Origin of the sequence: Clostridium sp. BNL1100 (genome assembly GCF_000244875.1) — a bacterium.
GTDB lineage: Bacteria > Bacillota > Clostridia > Acetivibrionales > DSM-1351 > Ruminiclostridium.
Genome location: NC_016791.1, coordinates 3,993,854 through 4,014,492 on the forward strand (window position 1 = coordinate 3,993,854; position 20,639 = coordinate 4,014,492).

The 20,639-nt window shown below is 49.8% G+C and carries 22 protein-coding genes and 1 riboswitch; of the genes, 1 reads left to right on the forward strand and 21 read right to left on the reverse strand.

Features of this window, described 5'->3' with window-relative positions:
• Positions 1–78: 78 nt before the first annotated feature.
• The 14 genes from CLO1100_RS16955 to CLO1100_RS21315 all read right to left on the reverse strand — a co-directional run bounded on the left by CLO1100_RS16955 (position 79) and on the right by CLO1100_RS21315 (position 12,375).
• Positions 79–1,107 (reverse strand): C40 family peptidase, encoded by a 1,029-nt coding sequence (locus CLO1100_RS16955; protein WP_014314995.1) that lies wholly within the window; start codon positions 1,105–1,107, stop codon positions 79–81.
• A 6-nt stretch (positions 1,108–1,113) separates the two neighbouring features.
• Complete coding sequence (locus CLO1100_RS16960) at positions 1,114–1,617, reverse strand: gamma-glutamylcyclotransferase family protein (protein WP_014314996.1); 504 nt, start codon at positions 1,615–1,617, stop codon at positions 1,114–1,116.
• A 37-nt stretch (positions 1,618–1,654) separates the two neighbouring features.
• Entirely contained in the window at positions 1,655–2,707 is a 1,053-nt protein-coding gene (locus CLO1100_RS16965; protein WP_014314997.1) for an amidoligase family protein, read from the reverse strand.
• 18 nt (positions 2,708–2,725) lie between these two features.
• Positions 2,726–3,223, reverse strand: a complete 498-nt coding sequence (locus CLO1100_RS16970; RefSeq protein ID WP_014314998.1) for a hypothetical protein — start codon at positions 3,221–3,223, stop codon at positions 2,726–2,728.
• Entirely contained in the window at positions 3,223–5,055 is a 1,833-nt protein-coding gene (locus CLO1100_RS16975; RefSeq protein WP_014314999.1) for a DUF87 domain-containing protein, read from the reverse strand. The genes CLO1100_RS16970 and CLO1100_RS16975 overlap by 1 nt, the downstream gene beginning before the upstream one ends.
• A gap of 105 nt (positions 5,056–5,160) precedes the next feature.
• The gene (locus CLO1100_RS16980) at positions 5,161–5,751 is read right to left on the reverse strand and encodes a hypothetical protein (protein WP_014315000.1); all 591 of its coding nucleotides are present in this window, start codon (positions 5,749–5,751) and stop codon (positions 5,161–5,163) included.
• Complete coding sequence (locus CLO1100_RS16985) at positions 5,748–6,020, reverse strand: hypothetical protein (RefSeq protein ID WP_014315001.1); 273 nt, start codon at positions 6,018–6,020, stop codon at positions 5,748–5,750. The genes CLO1100_RS16980 and CLO1100_RS16985 overlap by 4 nt, the downstream gene beginning before the upstream one ends.
• Positions 5,990–8,098 (reverse strand): DNA cytosine methyltransferase, encoded by a 2,109-nt coding sequence (locus CLO1100_RS16990; RefSeq protein ID WP_014315002.1) that lies wholly within the window; start codon positions 8,096–8,098, stop codon positions 5,990–5,992. Before CLO1100_RS16990 ends, CLO1100_RS16985 begins: the two co-directional genes overlap by 31 nt.
• Positions 8,095–8,655 (reverse strand): DUF4406 domain-containing protein, encoded by a 561-nt coding sequence (locus tag CLO1100_RS16995; protein ID WP_014315003.1) that lies wholly within the window; start codon positions 8,653–8,655, stop codon positions 8,095–8,097. Before CLO1100_RS16995 ends, CLO1100_RS16990 begins: the two co-directional genes overlap by 4 nt.
• Positions 8,652–9,557: a conjugal transfer protein TrbL family protein gene (locus CLO1100_RS17000; protein ID WP_014315004.1), complete on the reverse strand. Its 906-nt coding sequence runs from the start codon at positions 9,555–9,557 to the stop codon at positions 8,652–8,654. Before CLO1100_RS17000 ends, CLO1100_RS16995 begins: the two co-directional genes overlap by 4 nt.
• A gap of 139 nt (positions 9,558–9,696) precedes the next feature.
• Positions 9,697–10,704 (reverse strand): nucleotidyl transferase AbiEii/AbiGii toxin family protein, encoded by a 1,008-nt coding sequence (locus CLO1100_RS17005; protein ID WP_014315005.1) that lies wholly within the window; start codon positions 10,702–10,704, stop codon positions 9,697–9,699.
• Positions 10,685–11,353, reverse strand: coding sequence for a DUF6088 family protein (locus CLO1100_RS17010; RefSeq protein ID WP_014315006.1), 669 nt, complete (start codon positions 11,351–11,353; stop codon positions 10,685–10,687). Before CLO1100_RS17010 ends, CLO1100_RS17005 begins: the two co-directional genes overlap by 20 nt.
• A 129-nt stretch (positions 11,354–11,482) precedes the next feature.
• Complete coding sequence (locus tag CLO1100_RS20080) at positions 11,483–12,223, reverse strand: DUF4240 domain-containing protein (protein WP_014315007.1); 741 nt, start codon at positions 12,221–12,223, stop codon at positions 11,483–11,485.
• Positions 12,224–12,243: 20 nt separating this feature from the next.
• Positions 12,244–12,375: a hypothetical protein gene (locus CLO1100_RS21315; protein WP_014315008.1), complete on the reverse strand. Its 132-nt coding sequence runs from the start codon at positions 12,373–12,375 to the stop codon at positions 12,244–12,246.
• Between the two features lie 132 nt (positions 12,376–12,507).
• A riboswitch (NiCo riboswitch) is annotated at positions 12,508–12,612 on the forward strand.
• A gap of 112 nt (positions 12,613–12,724) precedes the next feature.
• On the opposite strand from CLO1100_RS21315, the gene CLO1100_RS17020 reads away from it, so the two are divergent.
• Positions 12,725–15,247, forward strand: a complete 2,523-nt coding sequence (locus CLO1100_RS17020; RefSeq protein ID WP_014315009.1) for a cation-translocating P-type ATPase — start codon at positions 12,725–12,727, stop codon at positions 15,245–15,247.
• A 263-nt stretch (positions 15,248–15,510) separates the two neighbouring features.
• On the opposite strand, the gene CLO1100_RS17025 is transcribed toward CLO1100_RS17020, so the two are convergent.
• From CLO1100_RS17025 to CLO1100_RS17055, 7 genes are all read right to left on the reverse strand, one after another.
• A complete protein-coding gene (locus tag CLO1100_RS17025) occupies positions 15,511–15,849 on the reverse strand; it encodes a DUF3852 domain-containing protein (RefSeq protein ID WP_014315010.1) in 339 nt (112 codons plus the stop codon).
• Between the two features lie 93 nt (positions 15,850–15,942).
• Complete coding sequence (locus CLO1100_RS17030; protein WP_014315011.1) at positions 15,943–17,673, reverse strand: hypothetical protein; 1,731 nt, start codon at positions 17,671–17,673, stop codon at positions 15,943–15,945.
• A 67-nt stretch (positions 17,674–17,740) separates the two neighbouring features.
• Positions 17,741–18,304 (reverse strand): DUF6550 family protein, encoded by a 564-nt coding sequence (locus CLO1100_RS17035; RefSeq protein WP_014315012.1) that lies wholly within the window; start codon positions 18,302–18,304, stop codon positions 17,741–17,743.
• Positions 18,305–18,400: 96 nt separating this feature from the next.
• Positions 18,401–18,952: a hypothetical protein gene (locus CLO1100_RS17040; protein ID WP_014315013.1), complete on the reverse strand. Its 552-nt coding sequence runs from the start codon at positions 18,950–18,952 to the stop codon at positions 18,401–18,403.
• The gene (locus tag CLO1100_RS17045; protein WP_014315014.1) at positions 18,949–19,344 is read right to left on the reverse strand and encodes a DUF4320 family protein; all 396 of its coding nucleotides are present in this window, start codon (positions 19,342–19,344) and stop codon (positions 18,949–18,951) included. The genes CLO1100_RS17040 and CLO1100_RS17045 overlap by 4 nt, the downstream gene beginning before the upstream one ends.
• A complete protein-coding gene (locus CLO1100_RS17050) occupies positions 19,338–19,715 on the reverse strand; it encodes a DUF3848 domain-containing protein (protein ID WP_014315015.1) in 378 nt (125 codons plus the stop codon). The genes CLO1100_RS17045 and CLO1100_RS17050 overlap by 7 nt, the downstream gene beginning before the upstream one ends.
• A gap of 15 nt (positions 19,716–19,730) precedes the next feature.
• A complete protein-coding gene (locus CLO1100_RS17055) occupies positions 19,731–20,603 on the reverse strand; it encodes a hypothetical protein (protein ID WP_014315016.1) in 873 nt (290 codons plus the stop codon).
• Between the last annotated feature and the right edge of the window lie 36 nt (positions 20,604–20,639).

Below are 20,639 nucleotides of genomic sequence, written 5' to 3' on the forward strand. Positions count from 1 at the left end.
GGATGCTGTTTTAGACGCTTCGGCATATGGCCTTGCGTACAGAACCTGTTTATCCGCATCGAACAGGCTACGGTATACTTACTTGCCACGGGAGGATGATGCGTCCACCACCATACCGTCCCCGGCGTAAATCCCCACATGCGTAATATTGAGATATCGTCCGTTTACCTTGTGGCTCCAGAACACGAGATCCCCCGGAGCCAGGTCTGATTTGGAGATGGTCAGGCCGTTATCCACGCAATATTTGCCCTGCGCAGCGGCGGTGCCGGGGAGCTTGACTCCCAGCTGGCGGTACACCGATTGCACCAGATAGCTGCAATCGGTGTAATCGCCAGAACCTCGAAGCTCCTGGGAATACGGATCTCCCAGACGGTCCAGGGCAATCTGAACAGCCTCAGAGCCTGTTTCGCCCACCGGCAGGTCGTAGAACAGATCCGCCAGCTGCTCCGGTGTCCAATCCGACCACTGGTCAAAACTATCGCCTTCTCCCGGCGCTCCTGTTCCATACAGCGCCCTATAGTAGATTTCTGAGGCGTTGGCCTTATTCTCATAGGTAATCTCCCGGCCAAGGGTACTTTCAAGATTTGCATAGATTTCAGGCAGGGAGTCAATCGGAACAGCCACGGTATACGTTTCTTCGGTTTCATTACCGTCTGCATCCGTCACGGTGCGGGTGCGTTTCTCATAGCGGACGAAGCAATCGGCAATCCCCCGGTAATCCATGCCACGCAGAGATTCGACGCCGAAATACAGAGAATAAAAAACGGCCTTGACCTGTGTGGGGTCAAGGCTTCCGTCCTCAATCATGGGCGTGATGTCCGCGATGGCAGCGTCCAATTCCGTAAAGCCGGACCGCATATCCTCAATGTACTGGCGGTAATCTTCTGGTACCTGCCCGGAGATCACGCCGCCGTGAAAGGAAAGCTGAACAGCCATGTTGTTGTGGTCAGTAGTGCCGGAGAGAAGGCTGGTAATCATCACAATGATGAGGATAAAAGGTGTTAAAATGGCAGCGATGATAACGCCGAGGGCCTTCCAGGTTCGCTTGTCGGTGGCGGCGGCAACAGCGGCTTTGACCGCCAGAGCGATGGTTGCGGGATCTGCCATGCATCATCACCACCATTTCTGGCCGAACAGATTGCCCTGCTCCGGTTCCTGCTCCTGCTGTTCCTGTGCCAGCTGGACGGATCTCTCCACGGCCTGTTCCAGAATTTCGGTATCAAAGCCTGCGGTTTTATAACCCTCCATAATGACATTTAGGTAGTAATCCGAGGGGGAACCGTAGGGATGGCCCTCATTCATGATATAGACCATGGCGGGAACCGTCCTGCCTTTCAGCTCCACATCGAGGATCTCCTTGCGGTAAAGATGGGGATATCCTTCATAGCGGTCGAGAGCCTGCAGATCCCTTTCCTTTAACGTCCACAGAAGAACAGGGACGGTGGAACCCTTAAGCGGCTCCACCGTTGCGACAGAGTTTCTCCGGCTGCCGCAGAACAGCAGCCCGTAATCCTTTATTTCGCTGGCGCCGACCACCTTGGCGGTAGGGCAGCGGAACGCCATCTGCGGCAGGTTTAGGTTGCTGCCGTAGGCAATGTACAGCATTTCTGATTTCATTTTTCATTCCTCCTTGTCCAGAATGGTTCATGAGTATTTACATGCTCATAGAAAGACCGGGGCTTTCTTCTTCAGCCCCGGTCTGTTCCTGTTCGTTTTCAATTGTTTGCTCCTGCTGTTGCGATGCTGCTTGTGCCGCTTCGGCCAGCTCTTTTTCTTTTTTCTGTCTTAATCGTTCCTTTTGCTGGAGTGCCTGCGCTGGGTCCTTCCACGCAATACAGCCGTCCAGATGCTCCAGCAGGTGAAGCCGGGCGGTTTTGTATTCATCACCGATGAGCCCCAGCCGCAGGAGCCATGTGCGGAAGGTGTATTTTTCATTCGAACTCTTTGTCTTTTGACGGCTGGCACATCGTTGGTTGAGGGCCTGTGCGGAGATCGCAAGGCAGAGCTGAATGTATGCCTTGATCTTGCCGGCGTGAGTAGTGCTGTTAAACAGCCTGAATTCAATGGTACCTTTCTGGAAAACCGAGTGAAGGTTTAAACAGTGGTACCGGCTGTCGTGGTAGTGCTCAGAGCGACCGTCGCGGCCGTTGTACCAGATGCGGCTTACCTCGTCCAGCGTGTGGGGCTTTTTCCGGTTGATCTCGTCGAGAAAACTCTGCTCCACCTTCCTGCAATACTGCCGCTCTCTTGCTACCTCCACCTGCATGGCCTTGTAAATCAGATCCTCCTTGGAAGCCATGATGTTGGTGATGTTTCTAAGTGTACCCGCGTTATACGGAGAAGCGTCAATATGGATGTGGATGCCGCACTTATTATTTACAATTGCGCCTGCCGCACGGAGCTTTCTTACCAGCTCCTGAATGGTTTCTATGTCCTCATACCGGCAAATGGGGGTGACCATCTCTGTTTTATACTCATCCGAGGCCTCGGTTATCGTTCTTCCAACCTTCCGCTGGGCAGTGATACTGCTGTCGTAGGTAAATTTCCACTTGCGGTTCTGTTCATCCAGCGCGGAATATGTTGCGTAAAAAGTACCGTCATAATGGGAAACTGTTCCGAAATGGGATGCAGCTATTTCAGCGGCCTCTTTCCTCGTTATACCGGTCATTTCAACTTCAACCCCGAAGCGCTGCTCTTTCATGTCCATGCTTGTTTCACCCCCTCGCTACAACATCTGCATTCCGCCCATGCTGTTTTTGATCTCCAGTGCCTCCTGAATGGAAGCTTCGCAAGCCTCACTCATCCAGTTGTAGATTTCATCCCGCCGCCAGGAATCCAGAAGGTGATTGCCTGTTTTCTCATCCAGCATACTGATTTCAGACCACGCTTTGTCAGCGAGGGCTTTAGCCGGAGGCAGATGTCCTTCTGCGCAGCCCTCGGTCAAGCCGTCAATAAATCGGTCCATGACAGCAGCCAGCTCATCAATTTCCTTTTGGGAGTAAAAGGGTTCCCAGGCTTCAGGCCGGTCATAAGGTTGGCCAGTAATACACTTTGCCAGTTCCTCTAACAGCTCCGCCTTGTCCACACCACCCAGCTCATCGTTCAGATAGGAACGCATAAAGCTGTAAATATCAGCTTCCCGGTTGTCAGCCGGCGTAATGCTGCCGAGGGCATCTTCGAGGATATACTGCTTATTTTCCTTGAATTCTTCCAGCCTGCCCATTACCTGCCACCTGCCTTTCCAAACAGCGCCGCTTTATATTCCGGGGCCTGAACCATGAGGTTGTATCGTTCGTTGCCGCATTTATAGAGGCAGGTGCCCCGCTGCGGATACCGGATCAGATTGTATTCCGATTCCTCCAACTGCAGGGTATCCATATAGAACCGCTTGTCGATATTGCCGGCATTGAACAGAAATGCGTGCGCCGGAATAGAGAACAGCGGCTTGGTGTACTCCCGGATGCCCTCCAGATTGAAATCCTCCAAATTCTGACTTGAAAGAATTACTGCCGAGTCCTTTTTCCTTACACGCTTCATAAAATTACGGACATATTCGACGGCGGTCAGGTTGGAAAGGAACAGATAGAATTCATCAATGCTGGCGGCAGTATTGCCGGTGGTGAGTAGCTCATTGCTCATATACGACAGCACGTTGAACAGAAGGGCATTGCGCAGATTTTTACTGGTCTGCAGAAGCCCCTTGACGCCGAAGGTCACGAACTCACTGTTTTTTATATTGGTGTGCCCGTTAAAGAATTTAGACTCCGCGCCCTTGCACAGGGAATGGAGCCCAAGGCAGATTTCCCGCAGGGTATCTGCGGTATAGAGCTGGCGGCGGCTTTCATCAAATTCTTTGTACTCCGACTCAATCAGCTCATACAGGTCGGACAGGATGGGATAATCTTCTGGTTTTAAACGGTCAAAATTACTATGATCGGTAATTCCCCATTTTTCGTAGAGCTTACCCAGCATGATCTCGATGGTGTCAATCTCACGGTCGGTAAAATCCTTGTAGGTTCTAAAAAAATCCTTGAGAAAGGAAATGTGCTGGCTAAGCTTGCTGCAGATACGGAAGGTCTGAGGTGCATCCTTGTCCTCCGGGCTGCCGTTTTCATCCCATGTCTTGGGTTCCAGCACATTGATGATGTATTCGCCCGTCATCAGATCGATGAAGCATCCACCCAGATTATTGGTGAGATCCTCAAACTCCATTTCCGGATCAAGGCAGATGATATTCATGCCGGATTCCCGCAGATTGGTAAGGATGAGTTTCAATAAGTAGCTCTTGCCCTGGCCGGAGTTGCCTAAAATCAAAATATTGGCATTGGTCTTGTCATCGGCACGTCGATTAAAATCTACTAAGATGTTGCTGCCGAATTTATCCCTGCCCAGATAAAAACCGTTGGGATCGGTTTTGCCGCTGTAGTTAAAAGGATACAGATTGGCAACGGAGCTGGCGGGCAGCACCCGTTCAAACTGGTCGGAAAACACATTCCAGCCACTTGGCATGACCGATAAAAAGCCCTGCTGCTGGCGGAGCAGAAGCCGGTCAACATTTAGCTTGCTTCGCACCAGCTCAGTCAGCACTTCCGTCTGCAAGAGCCCCAGCTGGTTAAGGTCATGAGCGGACAGTTCAATATATACCGCCGCGTGGAGGAGAGGCTCTTTGCTCCGGTGCATCTGTGCAACGATAGCGGTCACATCCTGGAGATTCGATTCTGCCGTGACGGTTTGCTGCAGATCCTGAGTACTGCTTCTTTGCATACGGTTTTTGTTGGCAGCATTTGATATGATTTTGCGTTCTTCAACAGGGGACACATGCCGGGTGTAGATGTGGAGGGTGACACTGTCTTTTTCACCAAGGTGCCGGAGGATGGCCTGTTCCTCCGTAGCGGTAGGGTACTCACGGAGCGCCCAAACGGACCGGAATGTATTTCCGCAAATGAAATAGTCCGTAAAAAATTTGATCGCGGACGGGGCAATCATGTCCAAAAATTCCTGAATACGGACATCCTCTGTTTGAGATGCCCGCTGTGCTTTATTCTTATATGCCATAGGGGTCACTTCCTTTTTTTATATGATGAAGGCAGCCCGGCCTGTTTCGTTCTGCTGAAAGGCTGGGGCTTTTTAGAACACTTTAGGTGTCTGGATGAGCTGTACTCACTCATTCAGGATCATCCAGCGCTCTCCGTCAAAGTCCTCAAATTTCTCCGTGGTGACGTTCTGCTCGAAATAAATCGCCAGCAGACGCCTGATATCCTCCTTGTCGGCGCGCTTTGTGGAAAAACCTTGATCCCGAAGTGTCTTTTCAATGCGGCTTAAATAGGAAAGCGCTTCGTTCTCTTTCTCGTTTCGGAGCCGTATGACTACAAGGAATTCTCGTGCCGTCGCCATCTGTACCTGTATCCGGTCAAGGTGGGTCTGGTCATGCTCCAACAGCCTGTGAACAGCCGGATTGTTCTCCTGTTCCATGCGGCTTTTAAGAAACTCTTTGTTATCCTCGAAGTTTTCCCGGCTGTTCGAACACAGGAATTCCAGCTCCGCCACACCTTTAAGGACGGTCATCAAGGCGTAGATCCGAGCCGATATGCTGGCCTCGGATAAAACGGAAATGTTCGTAGGCTTGATGATGAAATACACCAGTTCATCGCCGCGGAAGGTTTCCAGACTATGGTCGGTGACCGCCTTGGTATTAATAAGCTGGCGGGTATACTGCTTTTGTTTCACATTTTTCTTTTCTGCTTTGCTCATTGTTCGCTGTACCCCCATTCATAGGTCTGCTGCTTTGTAAGGAAAAAGGCGCAGGCGTATCGGATAAAATCAAGGATGCTGGTATCGTCAAAACGGATGGTCAAAAAAGCATAGAGGGCTGTGATGACGATGGGCGGCAGAAACTTAAGCTGCGCTATCGCAAACACAGAAAGCAAAAGGCCAACGCCGATGATACCGATGTCGCGCAGCTGCCACAGCCATAGCACTGCCTTGGATTTCAGGTTGTCGGGGTAGATGTAGGTATACATTCGGATTCCTCCCATTCTTGTTTAAATTTTCGTAAAAAATAAGCGATCCCCCGAAGTACATGCTCAACACAGGGGATCGCAACGCTGTTGCCGAGGGCTTTGTATCTTGCGCTGTCTGAAGCGCCGGGGATGTCCGTCCAGTAATCGGGGAAGCCCTGGAGACGCTCGCATTCCAGCGGCGTCAATCGCCTGATCAGCTTGCCGATGCGGACAGGATGCACATTATTGAGGGAATATCCTCCATCCGTCTTGGATTGGAGTGTTCCGCTTAAGTTTCCGTTTTCCGTCCCATTGCGGCAATCCAGACCAGCAACATCCGTTTCACACACAAGGTCGGTGGCGTCTTTATACTGTCTTGCACTCTGGGTGCTGACCACGTTATTGGAAGCATACTCATCGCTCCGCTGCTGGGAAAATACGCAATGCCGATCCGCGGTGTTCAAGGTGTAGCTGATGTCCGGCTGAAACCCCATACCGTTGCCGCCGTTGTGATCCTGCCTGTCAATGATATTGCCGGCAATGCAGTACGTTTCGGCAGGTGACGATTCTTCCCCGGAATCCGCAAGAAACACAGACGGCTGGGAAATGAGCGGCACGTTATTGCCGCCGGTACCGTATCTGGCAGACATGGTTGGGGCTACTTCATGTGGGCCGGTATAGCGCGAGTCAATACCATGATTTTCAAACAATTCTGGATCGTTGCCCAAAACTAGTGGAGGGTGGCCATCCATTCGTGCCCGAAGTGTTCCAGTAACATTGTGACTTACGTCCATTACACTTCCGCCCTGATCGTTCAGGCAAAGAACAGACTCAGATACAAATGTTTGCATCTGCATATTGCAAGTTGCTAACAGCGCACCCGAAATTCCATGTAAATCAATTATTTCATCCCGCTGATTGATATGAAATGTAGTAATATCTGCGGAATCCACTATAAAGGTCTGTTGCTTCATACCGGGCTGGGCTTGTATCGCTCCAGCAACATTATTAAGATCGCGCACCTCATCCCGCTGATTGCACGCAAAGGCAACGGATGTGTTGCTTTCTACCTGCGTACTGAACACAGCATGGGAATGCGCCGCCTGTAAAGTAAAGGCCGGGTCGCCGTTCTCTCCGATGCCCAGCCCGGTGCCTTCGCCCATCCGCTTGTGCCGCATGGCAATCTGTGTGTTGATGGGGATGGTGATTTGCTTGTTTTTTTCTGCCGATACATACCCATGACCGCCGCCTTCCCCTCCATACAGGGAGGGCCAAACGCCATCCTCCTCATAAATCCTGCGGCTCTGCACATCCCACGGGGTCAGGGATTCTCCGCTTGTTCCTCCGGAATTGGCTGGATTTCCGCCTGGATCTCCAGCGCCTGTTTCAGAACAGAAGGCAGCTCCTTGCCGCGTTTCTTCGCCCGGCGCAGAATCCCCAAACAGGCGGTCTTGCTCAAATAGTATTTGGGGTGCGGTGCGGCCTCCAAAATCTGCGACAAGGAAGATACGCTTGCGCCTTTGTGGGACGGACCAGTATTGAGCATCGTATATTCTCCAAGCAACGGAGAATTGAGGTCCCAATATGGCCCCAGCAGATTGCCATACCCCTCCCGTAGGTCGAGGTACAGATACGGTACTGTCAGCAATTCGGCAGGTTTCTTCCAGTACCGCCCGGAAGTCCTCTCCGTCTGCGCTGGAGAAAGCTCCGGGTACATTTTCCCAGACCATATATCGAGGTCGAACAGCGTCAGCTGTCCTTCCGTTTGCTTTGTCATAGGCTCTCATCTCCTTCACAATGCGGATTTGCTCCATGAACAGCCCAGATCGTTCACCCTGAAGTCCGGCACGTTTGCCGGCTACGCTAAGATCCTGGCATGGCGAGCCCCCGCAGACTGCGTCCACAGGGGACAACTCCGAGCCTTTTAGTTTTGTAATGTCACCCACATGGAGCATATCCGGAAGCCTTATCTTCGTGACTTCAATGGGAAACGGTTCAATTTCGCTGGCCCATACAGGAGTAAACCCCTGCCGGACGCCTGCCAGCGGAAAACCGCCGATCCCGTCAAACAGACTTCCGAGGGTCAGCGATAAAGTCACAGCTGCAGTTTCATGCCGGGGGAAGGCGCTTCCTCCAGCTCGATTTCTCTTTCCTTGGGAAAATAGGACACATTAGGTGTACGAATGTCCTGCATCAGTCTTTTTGCTTCCGTGGCCGCTTCCCCATAGGTGTCAAAGGTTACGGGTTCGCCATCCTGCTTGAGCCATGCTTCTGCGGAGCCGCAGACTGAGGCGGCACTCCGGCGGGCCAAGATACCGTATTGCTTCATATAAGTTCCTCCTTGTATTTGTTGGGTTGATATGTTTCGAATGGGGATGCCGAGCCGTTTTGCTTCCGCGATTTCACAGCGCATGCCGGAGCTGATATGCCCGCCGCAGATCCACAGTTCTTCGCACGAAGCCAGTACCCGCAGCCCCATCCGGATTCCGGTTTCTCTTTCTGAGGGTATTGCATCATTCAGGAGCAGAGGGTACAGAAGATGGACGGCCACAGGTGCACAGTCCTGCTCCATGGCATAGCGGCAGGCGTCTTTGGCAAACCGGATATTGCTTTCGATATCTCCGGCGTAAGGGGAACAGATATAAACCAGCTTCACTTTGCAGCCACCGCCTTTACGACCGTCCGGGTCATGTTGACTGCGGTTTGTGCCGTATATACCGCACTCATGAGGTTGGCTTTGGTGCTGGTATCCAGACCGAAGGCTCCCGCGATGCGGGGGATCTCTCCAGCGGACAGCATCAGCCCAAGCCCCAGCAAGGCATGGTCTTTGACCACCATGAGTCCCGCAGTGAGAATGGTCGCCTGCAGAAACGCCGTCAGGCACAGACCAATGATCTGCTTACACCAGCTGACAAAACCGTCAAGATAACCGCGTGGTACAGAAAACATATATAGGCTGCCCACGGAAATTTGAATGAGCAGAATACCGCCGCGCTTTAAATTAGCGAAAAACACCTTGATGATTGCATAGCCCATGAGGATCAGGATAAAGAGCATCATGATGGGGCTGGTAACGGTCCCTATGCCACCGAAAACACCAGCGCTTCCGGCACTTTCAAGACTTCCCGCCGCGCTCAGATCGCTGATGATATTACTTGCGAGGGTGTCGATACCGGAGCCAAAGCCGGTGATTCCCGCTGTCAGGCTGCTCTGCAGGGAAATGGACAGCTTGTACAGCTCCACAGGCACGGTGGAAAACAGGCCCACTGCCAGAAAGCCCTTGAGGGCATTGAGGGCGGCATCTTTGACGCTGCCCCGGCCGGACTGGTATTCGATTGCACATTCGAAAACGGATACCACCAGACCGGTGACATAGAGCGCCCACGCCAGATAAACAAAAAACAGGACGATGGATTGTACCCAGCTCATCTCGAACAGATCGGCGCCCATATTGCCCATTTCGCCAAAGAAATTAGCGAGGAAACCGATGATCTGGCCGTAGATCCAGTCGATGATCTGGCCCAGCACCGTATCGGCTACAAAGTCCCATATAAACATTTTGGGTTCACCTCTTTCTAAAAAAATAAGGCGCACCTTTGGAAGGTACGCCTTGAACTTGAAAAAAAGGCTCTCGTAAATAAACGAGAACCTTGAGTCATGGTTTTAGCTATTTAATTTTAGAGTTACCAGCTTAGTTTCAGAGCATCCTCTGTTCTGTACCTTCGCTGGCAGTCTGCGTCATTTCTAGATCTTCATCCAGCTTAAGCAGAGCTTGGTTAAGTACAGTCATGCTCTTAGACAGTTGTGCAGGTGAAAGGATATCACTTTGTGAAAATACATAAATCTCCTGCATTCTAATAAATGCCGCAGTCAGTTCAGTATCTATGCCAACTGCTTGAAACAGCTTAAAGTCAGAAAACGGTTTTTCCGCAAGATCACTGCCGATCCTTTCCCTTTCTTCTTTGCGCTTGTAGGCAAGCATTTTTACCAGTTCATCTGGTGCAGAGAGCAGCGACTGTATTCTGTCCTGCTCCATCATCGTGGTAAGATCGTAAAGATGCTTTGCGGTATCAAACAACATATGTCGTTGGTAGTAAAACTCCGCAGCCAATACTTTGTCTGCAAAAATTCTCTCCAGTTTAATGGTGTTAATGGTAAATGGCTTGACCTCATAATTTTCGTCAAGGACCAGGCGCTGCTCTGAGGTTGCTTCCGAATAGAGAAGAGGCGAAATTTCAAGGGATTCAACAGGTTCGCTGATCGTGAAGGATGTCGCCTCAACTTTCACATAACCGAACCGTTGAAGTGCATCATCAGCGTCGACAGCGGTGACGGGATTATATTCATATACGCTGGTAATGCTGCCCCTTTGGTTGCTTTCTCTCGCTTTGTCCGATGTCCTCGAAAGAGTATGATAGCCGTTCGCCGCAACTTCCAAGCGCTTTTTTCCTTGACTTTTAGAGCAGTCCTGGATTTCAACTGTGAGATCAATATCTTCGGAAAAGCGCTTCATACGGCCTATTGCTTTATACAGGGCGGTGCCTCCCTTAAAGTATGCGGGAAGCGTGCCCTGCCTTTCTGCCAGTTCCCATAGAAGCAGTGTCAGATAATAGTCTTTTTCTACGATGTCACTTCGAATTCCTGTTCTCCTGCTAACATCGGAGAGCAGGGCTTCAAACGCATCTCTATCTTGATGTAACTTCATTTTTCACCTCCATGAGTAAGTCTATAATCGGCAATAAAATTTTCGATGTGTAATGCCTGCGAGCTGTGAAGATCAGTGTAAGTCCGTCTAGTTGCTGCTTCTGTGCATATTGCACCAGCAACTGCTCCGGCTTTTCCGCATCAATGTGAGCATTTGGCAGTTCACTTAACATATCGATAAACTGCAAATATTTCCAGTTCTCATCTGTCACAACCGCAGACGGCTTTCTTACCTTGATATGGCAGCCTTCGGGCAGCTTTGCTCCATAACGGTCTGTAGTGATTTCGATATCACGGGGAATCAAGGTTGTCAGTCCCAGCTTATTAAACAGGAACGCCCCGGATTCATATCCTATTTTCGCGCCATTCTGTACCGTTAATGTTTTTATCACCACTTCATCAATGCTGGGCGTAACTTTCCCAAAGACGGTTTGCTTCACATGGCAGTATACTCCTTTTTGCAGTCTTTCAATTTCACCTTTGTCTGCCATCCGTTTCAGCTTGACATTGGTTAAGGTTTTGGCCTTATCGTATGGAAGTGCATACTTCACCGCCAACTGCTCAGCTATGTCCTCGGTTTGGATTGCTGACTCATAAGGCATATTTCTGACAGTGTCGGAAATGTGTTCTCCATATCCGATTTGTTCCATATTCTCACCTCCACAAGTGATATTATAATCATGATTTTCGTTTAATATTCTTGCCATTATAATATCACTTTATGCATTGAAAGTCAATTGGTTACGCTAATTACGTGCTAAGTATCTGACAGTTGATCCTTACTTCATATTAAACTCCATATCATCGTGCATTTCCTCAACATTGTATTTCTCACACAGACAAGGTAACATTTGGGGCAAATTATTAATACTCCAGTCAGGGTCAATGTCTGGCCTGATTCTAATTTCCGCCATGATCTCCGCAGTAGTTTCTTCACTCAGCGATTGTTGCTCGGTTGCGTTGTAGATGTCGTACACTTGAGATAATGCTCTGAGGTAGGCGGCAGCAATGCGTTGCTCATTACTCACTCCCTTTTTAGGGTGGCATTCATAAAAGTCATTCAGCGTGGCCGAATTTCCCGTAAGCCAAGAACTATAATCCAGTAGGAAAGAATTTAAGCCTTTGCTTTCCATCGCCATTTGGACCGCATAACAGTCATGCGCAACATATCCATATGACTCAAAGTCTGCTGTACCTATTGGAAAGTCATGTTCGGCCAGCGTATCAGGGTCGTTTAGAGCGTCCATGTGGACTTCTCTTCCTCTCGATATCAACCAAGAGCGAAAGTCAATAAAACCATCATCTGTGCTGTGAGACTGCGTTGCGGCGCAGGCCGCCCATAAATCGTTTCGGTAGGCTAAATCCATATACACCTTTTTTATATTGTGCCAATCTATAATATCCTTTGACGAAAACGCCAAGAGTTTTTTCTCGGTCACTTTCAAGATAGTAGATTGATTGTTTTGATCTGTCTCTGAATTAACCTCGTCTATAATTCTCCAAAAAGTATCTTTGTTCATTTGTCCTTACCTCCTTCATCTCACATAAGGGGATATGCTAATTTGAGCAGGCCAAATCCATTAACAAGAAGCCGGCCTGCTCTCTTTTTTACATTCCAAGTATCTGCCAGTCCATCCTTGGATAAGGACGGTGAACGGATTTTTACCTTCATACGAAGTCCTCCTTGTTATCGTTCAATAAGTATTAGAATATCGCATTGTGGTTGACAAAGGATAAGGTAGTGCATATAATGGTCTAGTAATCTCTTTGCACTGCATTACATCCGATTGTGGATGCGAGATCAACAGTACAAACTGAGCAGGCGATGAACCTTTTAACGGAGGTCATGGGGCCGGGCCACCCAACGAGTGGCAACAGATTGCAATTTATGCACATCTGCGGGACAGTAGTATGTTCCATAGGTGTGCTATTTTTATACCCAAATGGAACAACGACCCCGAAAAATGGAGTGCCATAGAGCTATCGAACGAATGCCGAAAGGCTAAACGGAGGTAACTTTTATGACAAGCAACAAACCAAACATGGCAGGCCTTACCGCTGCCGAAGCACACAAGCTACAGGAGAAGTACGGTAAGAATGAACTGACGCAGGGTAAAAAGCAGAACTTTTTCTCTAAGGCTCTGCACATCATCTGTGAGCCGATGTTTCTGCTGCTCATCGTAGCGGCAATCATCTATTTCATTCTCGGTGAGCCGAGAGACGGAGCAATCATGCTGGTGTTTGTCATCTGCATCATCAGTATTGACATCATTCAAGAGTGGAAAACCGACAAAACACTCAATGCCCTCAAAGACCTGTCTGCGCCACATATCACCGTCATCCGTGACTGCAAGGAGCAGACCATTGCCAGTGCTGATCTTGTTCCCGGTGACCTGATGATGATCTACGAGGGCATCAAAATCCCCGCCGACGGCATTGTGGTAAAGTGCAGCGACCTCTGTGTGGATGAATCCTCCCTAACTGGCGAAGCAGAGGGCGTTTGGAAACTCCCCACCGAGAACGCCGAGCCGACCACCGATTATTGGCGTCGAGACTATTGTTACGCAGGCACCTTGGTCACACAAGGCACGGCAACCGTTTGTGTGGATAAAATTGGTGCCGTCACTGAATACGGTAAAATCGGTGCAAATGTGACCGCCGCACCTGATGAGGATACACCTCTGCAAAAGCAAACTGGTAGCCTTGTTAAGCTATGTGCGGGGATTGCCGCAGTCCTGTTCGCCCTGGTGGGTTTATTCACATGGTTCAATATTCCGGACCATGCCATAGGCGACCGACTGATTGAAAGCATTCTTTCCGGCATTACCCTTGCGATGGCGATGATACCCGAGGAATTTCCGGTTATTCTTACCGTGTTCCTTTCTATGGGCGCATGGCGGCTTGCCAAAAAGCAATCTTTGGTGCGTAAGCTTCCTTCCGTGGAAACATTGGGTGCGGTATCAGTACTTTGCGTAGACAAAACCGGCACCATTACCATGAATCAAATGACAGTGCAAGATGTATGGGCACTGGATGGAGATAACCATACATTGTGTGAAACCATGGGACTCGGCTGCGAAACAGATGCCTACGACCCCATGGAAAAAGCGATGCTTTCCCACTGCGACAATCTTGGCATCTCCAAGGAACATCTTTTCAGCGGAGAGCTGGTCAGCGAATACGCGTTCACCAACGAGCTGAAAATGATGGGTCATGTCTGGCGCAGAAACGGAGAGCTTGTCATTGCAGCAAAAGGCTCTCCCGAACGGATTTTGACTATCTGCAACATGAGCAATGAAAAAAGAAAAATCGCTGAACGTAAAATCATGGAAATGTCCAAGGAAGGCCTTCGCGTCATTGCAGTAGCCACCGCGAAACCCCAAAGTGAAGCAGAAATACCTGCTCAAATCACCGACTGCACATTGACACTCTGCGGCCTGATCGGTCTTGCAGACCCTCCTCGTGAAAGCGTAAAAGCCGATATTGCCGTTTGCAACAAGGCCGGTATTCGTGTGGTGATGATTACGGGCGACAATGGTATCACCGCTTCCTCGATTGCCAAGAAAATTGGTATGCCAAACAGCGATCATATCATCACTGGCGATATGTTAAGCGAAATGAGTGATGAGGAGCTTCGTGAAGAGGTGAAAGATGTTTCAATCTTCTCGCGTGTTGTACCGGAACACAAAATGCGGATTGTTAAGGCATTTAAGGAAAACGGCGAGATTGTTGCCATGACAGGTGATGGTGTGAATGATGCCTCTGCACTGAAATACGCCGATATTGGCATTGCCATGGGAAAGCGCGGCAGCGAGGTTTCTCGTGAAGCCGCCGACCTGATTTTGATGGACGATAACTTTACAACCATTGTAGAGACGGTGAAGGACGGAAGACGTATTTATGACAACATCCGCAAAGCGGTTGGCTACGTGTTCACTATCCACATCCCGATTGCATTTGCATCCTTGCTTGCCCCTATGCTTGGCATCGCGCCCACTGCGCTCTTGCTACTGCCGTTGCACGTTGTGCTGCTGGAACTATTAATTGACCCGACCTGCTCCATTGTGCTGGAGCGACAGCCTGCTGAAATGGATATTATGGAGCGCAAGCCGCGCGATCCGAAAGAGAAGCTGCTCACTGCAACCATTCTTTTCAAAAGCGTTCTGCAAGGACTGGTTATTTTCGCCGCATCCTTTGGTGCTTATTATACGATACTTGATGGCAATGCAGCAGGCGCACCCACAGCTCGTGCAATGGGGCTTACCATTATCATGCTTTCCAATCTGTTCTTAGTACAGGTGAACAGCTCCGACCACGATTTAGCAGCGCAGTCGATAAAACGCCTTGTGAAAGATAAGGTGATGTGGGCGGTGAACTTTGGAACACTTGCAATGCTGGGGGTCATTCTATATTCTCCATTGAATGCGTTTCTGAAGCTGGCTCCGCTGTCTGCTCCTATGTTTTTTACTGCTGTGGGCATTGCGGCTGTGGCGGTATTCTGGTATGAAATCGTGAAGCTGATAAAAAAGCTGCGCAAAAAATAACTGTAGCTCTCCTAAATGCACTTCACGGTACAGTCTAATTTCATCCTGTGCCGTGAAGTGCACGTGAGAAAGGAACTTTTTGTGATCTGCAAACAACTGCATTCTTTTTCGCTCTTTCGCTCCAAAAGGTACTTAACTGAACAATACGGTGAGGCATTTTTCCCTCCAGCTATGAGTTTGGCCCGCCGTACATCGCTTGGTTGTAAGCCTTAAGGCAAATCAGCACCAAGTAGCTTTCTTTAAGGCTACTCGGTGCTTTTCTACTACATCCCCAAAATGCCCCAGATGTATAGTGGACAAGTCAGGGCAAACACAAGACAGGCGAACAAAATAGCAGGCGCGGCCCATTCAAACTGGCCATGCTTCCTGTAATCGAAATACGCCATCGCCAATTTTGCAAAGAAAAACACCGCCAGGATCAGATCGATTGCCGGGAAGACAACCTTATTAACGACGGTCTTGATCTGATCAGAAGCATCGTTCCAGGTGCCTTCGATCGCTCCGGCCACGTCACCGCTCGGCGCGGCATAAGCGGTTGTGCTGAACACACAGACCAGCATGAGCACTACGCAAAGGATAGGCAGGATTCGTTTGAATTTCATAAAGATTAACCACCTTTCATATTTCATATTTGATTTTTGCAAAGAAAAAGACCGCAAAGCTATGCCCTGCGATCCTGTTTCTTTTTCTGTTGTTTACGGCTTTACCGGCGCGATATGCCAGTCATCCCAAAGGCTTCCACGAATGGTCACCGAGTCGGTAAGGTTCATACTGAGCATACCAGTTGGCGTCCAACAATCGATCAGCCATGTGTATGGCGTATAGCTTCCATCAGGGAACCAGATCGGGGTGAACTGCGTTCTGCGCTTATAAGTTGAGTATTTATTGGACGCAAATTCGAATTTGGAGTTATAACCGGTCTGTGTGCGTTTCAGCAGTCGCCAGTATGTTTTGTACTGAAATTCAGGAAAATAGGTAACCGCAGTTTGTGCATCGGTCACTGCTGATGACTGATTGGTGCTGACATTGGCGGTTGTATATTGATTTACGCCATACCCTGATTTCATGGTTTTTCCGTATGCGGTTGGGTTTTTGTCATCCGGCACGATACTCATGGATGCGGAAAGACTGGCATGGTAAGCGTCCCAATCGAACTCCCACCAGCCCTTGTCCACCCATTCGCCGTCATCCTCCCAGCTGCCTCCGCCTTCTCCGTCGCCGTGCCAGTTCCAGTCGCTTTCCCAAACCCAATATTCATGCCACCATGGACGCCAGATTCCCCAGGAGGACGATGTTGTCTGTGCCTTATTGGGAACGGCCGGCGCGGTATAGCTGTCGTTACGGTCATCCGCAACGGGGTTGGGCGGATCGTTGCCGGAGAGATCTACGATTTTAGCGGTGATGGTACCACTGCCGGCAGAGCCGCCTCCTGATACCGCCACCTGAATGGTCATAGTCTGCGGTGTGGAAGGTGTCCGCCACCGTACCCACACAAGCTGGCGGTCACCCTCCGGATAATACACTCCGCTTACGGTATAGGTTTGACCGCCGATAGTGAAGCGCACCGTCACCGGGTGATCGGGATCGGCCTGACCGCCGCGAACTGTGACTGAGGTGATAACCTCAGTATTAACCCGGTACTCATAATTATAAGTTGTAACTTCAGGCGGATCGGCCAGTGTTTCATTGAACCGGACAATTCCAATGCCGAGAGCTGCGATGATATCTGCGTTGGAAGCCGGGGATGTCCGGGAACCCGACCATGCAGGATAGCCGAGGTCGGGTGTTTCGAGGAACATTGCAAGAGGTAAGTTTTTATGGCTGAGAGACACCATCTTGCTGCGCAGCCCTCCACCCAACTGCTGGTCGTAAAGTGCCGCTTCGGTAGCGGTCATTGCCATCTTGATGCCCTGGAATGTCATGTATGCGATGGGCTCCAGCAGAAGCTTATACTCGCCGTTGATTAGTATATCGTAGTTCATGCCGGTAACATCGGCAATACGCATTAAAACATATTCCGAGCAGAAATATCGCTTAATTTCCTCAATGCTGGCTTGCCCGCTGTCGGAGCTTATAATTCGTGGAAGAGGTATTTCAACTTTTATACACGAATATGTTGACGTAGATGGTGTAATAGAGCTTCCATTTGTATATGCTATCTTTGATACTTTTCCGAAATGTACGGCTACCGCGGGCGTTTTATTGGTGAAGTCAATGGGAGTGGTGACTGCTGTTCTGTCACTTCCCCGAATAACAGTTATCCTGACACCCTCATTCCCGGAATTCCAATAGTTTTCGCTTGTACCACTGCCCATTCCGCCGCCACCGTGGTCTATGTTGCCATCCCCCTCAGCGTAGGCTTTAATAGGCAAAACTAAAGAAATCAGCAGTACTAATGCGAAAAAAATGCTGAGTTGTCGTTTCATTTAAACCCTCCTTGAACAACAAAAAGCACCGAAAACTCGGTGCTTTTAGCTTATTAAAGAACTATCTTCAGTCCATATCTCCAACCTGTTTATTGATATCACCTTCACCACCTACTGTTTTTTGATCAACAGCCCCACCTTCATCGTCTATCCAGCCAAATCCGGGGACATAAATCTTGCCATCTTTTTTCTCACCACCTGAAGGTTCCTTGGGTTCAGTTTTTACCGTATCCTCCGGCTTATATTCGGGTGCTTTGCTTGTATCTTTTGTAGAAGTTTCCGGCTTGGGTGTAGGTTTTTCTGTAGGAGCTGCAGGCTTGGTAGGCTCTGCCTGCAGGCTTTGATCCTTACCGCTGGAATCAGCTGTATCCGTGCCTGCGGTCACGACCGGTGTTGCAGTTGGATCAATAGGTGAAACGCTTACCTCCGGTTTCGTTGTCGGCGCTGCGGCGGATGTCGGGGGTTCCGCACTGGGGTTGACTACCCCCGACATGGTCGGAGAGGGCTGGATTGGCACATCTACCGGCTTTTCTGTCTTGAATTGCGAGGATATGGCTATGACAAGGACTACGCATACCACACCGAGTCCGGTTAGGGTGAGCCTCTTTTTTGTTTTGTCTGTCAGTTTCATTCAAACTACCTCCTTTTGTGTAAAAGGTTAATGTGTTTTTTCAATGACACACCATACTACAAGTTTTTTCAGAAGTCCAGGAAAATCCGAAAATTGTTAAAACAAGGGCATATATTTGGCCTGTACTTTGAGGTTGATCTGCATTGGGGGGAGCAATTTACCCCCGAACCGAACCGGAACCTCCAGCCGAATTACCGCATCGGCTAGAAAGCCATCATTATTGTCGGGGCTGCCGGGTGCCAGCGGCATATTCTGCAAGTCCACCGACAGCCTGGAGAGCTTGAATTCTACCACATCTCCGGCGTATTTCACATGATAGCCGCCTGCATAACGCAGCCCCAGCAGTTCGTCCAGAAGTCCGTAAATGTCACTATAGTCCAGACTTTCTTCAAAATCATCCGCCGATGGCTGATAAGCACCGCTGTATCCTTCTCGCACTCCGTGATAAACATCATCATAACTGTCGTTCACTGTCGAAATGACAGCGGATTGTACTGCGTCCCGAACACCCTGTGCAATAATAACCAGCCGAATGTATTCGGATATGCCGCAGAAAATGATGACCAGCGCAAGGGCAACCGCAATTATGAGCGGAAAAGATGTTCCTTTTTTATCTTTCAGTATAACACATAATTTTCCATTTGTCATTTCCAGTATACCTCACTTTTTCCGCTGGCACGAGCCTGGAGAGTGACAGGAAAACTCCCGAATCCTCCGAACAGACCGATATCCGCCTGTGTAGTCACCGTCACTGTAAATTCCTCGTTGAGTTGGATTTTGCCGGATTTCGACCATGAGATGTCAGGATTCAGGCCGGTCTTTTCCGTGAGTACCTGTGCCCGCAGTGTCGTTTCGCTGCCCACACGCCCAGCAATTTCGGCTTCCCGGCAGAGCTCCGTGGCATAGGTATCCAGCTTATTTTTGGTGACGAACACCGGCAAAACACTAACCGCCACGGCGATGACCAGCATCACGCACAGCACCAGTACCGCCACATCGATATAACCCTCGCCCCGTTTGGAGTGCAGCCGTTTCAACATAGGCGTACCCCCTCGTTAAGAGTTGGCGGCTGATATGCTTCATCTATCGCATAATCACCCTCTCCCAACCCCTTGTCCACGATGTTCCAGAGGACGTGCCCCATTTCTTCGCTGTGCGCCACATTCTGTTCATCCAACCAGTAATTACTTACCAACTCCAGCGGATTTTCAAAGCGGATCAGGTATTCTGCGTAATCCGGACTGCATGCTTCCATCAGTTCCTCGTACACCAGCTTCACCGCGGCGATTTCCGCAGCCTGCCCGATCAGATCGGATACAGGTTTGTTCTGGAGCTGCTGGATGTAGGAGCGGTAGTTCGCTTCCATCTTTTCCTGCAGCTTTTTTTCTAATTTTTTTCGATCCATATCCATGAGATTTCCTCCTTTCTAAAACATGTTGCCGAGGGAACTGACTATCTCCATAGCAATGATGGCAAGGTAAGTAAAGAGAAAGCACATCAGCATGACAAAGGAAAACACCCGGATCTTCGGCGGGATCTTCTGCGCCTGTCCTTTCAGCCGCTGCAGTTCCAGTGCCTTGAAATCATGTGTCAGCATCTGAAAGTATACGGCGCTGTCATCGCCTCTAAGGACACCGATGAGTCCTCTCACCACATCGGAAAGCATGGGAGAATTCAGTCTTGCCTCGCACCGGGTCAGCGCCGCCTCATAACTGGAGGAGCGCATGTCGGCCGTCAGCACGTCCAGCTCATGGGCAAAGGCGGAGCCAGCGTTCTTCTTATAGGCTTCGATCATTGCCAGCACATCCCGGCTGGCCTTGAGAGTTTGCTCAATCGTTGCCACAAACCGGGGCAGCTCGCTTTCTACCTGCTCCCGTTTTTCCCGGAGCTGCTCGTCGGCTCTTTTGCTTTCCTTGAAATAGGTCAGCAAAGCCAGAATGACTAACACTGGTGAGAGCAAAGGAAGCAGCACCAGGCTTGGGATCACGCCCAGCAGGATGGCGCCGGCCTTGACAATGGCATAGGCCGAGTACACCTCCGGCGTCATGGGAATTCCCGCTGCCTTGAGGATATTTGTCATCCGGCTTTTCTTGTACTCGTCCATTCGGATATATTTTGAAAGCTTCACGGCGCCTGACATCAACCAGGCTTCCACGGTTTTTGCGGCTTTCTTATCCTCTTTTCCAGCAGACAGCATGGCTTTGGCAGCGCCTATGGCCGGCAGCTTCAGTACCTCCGCCAGAATAAAAAACAGCCCTGCCGCAAACAAAGCCGTAAACAAAAATAGTAGAGATTGCAAATAGTTTCACCTCCTGAAAAGTTTAATAATAAAACG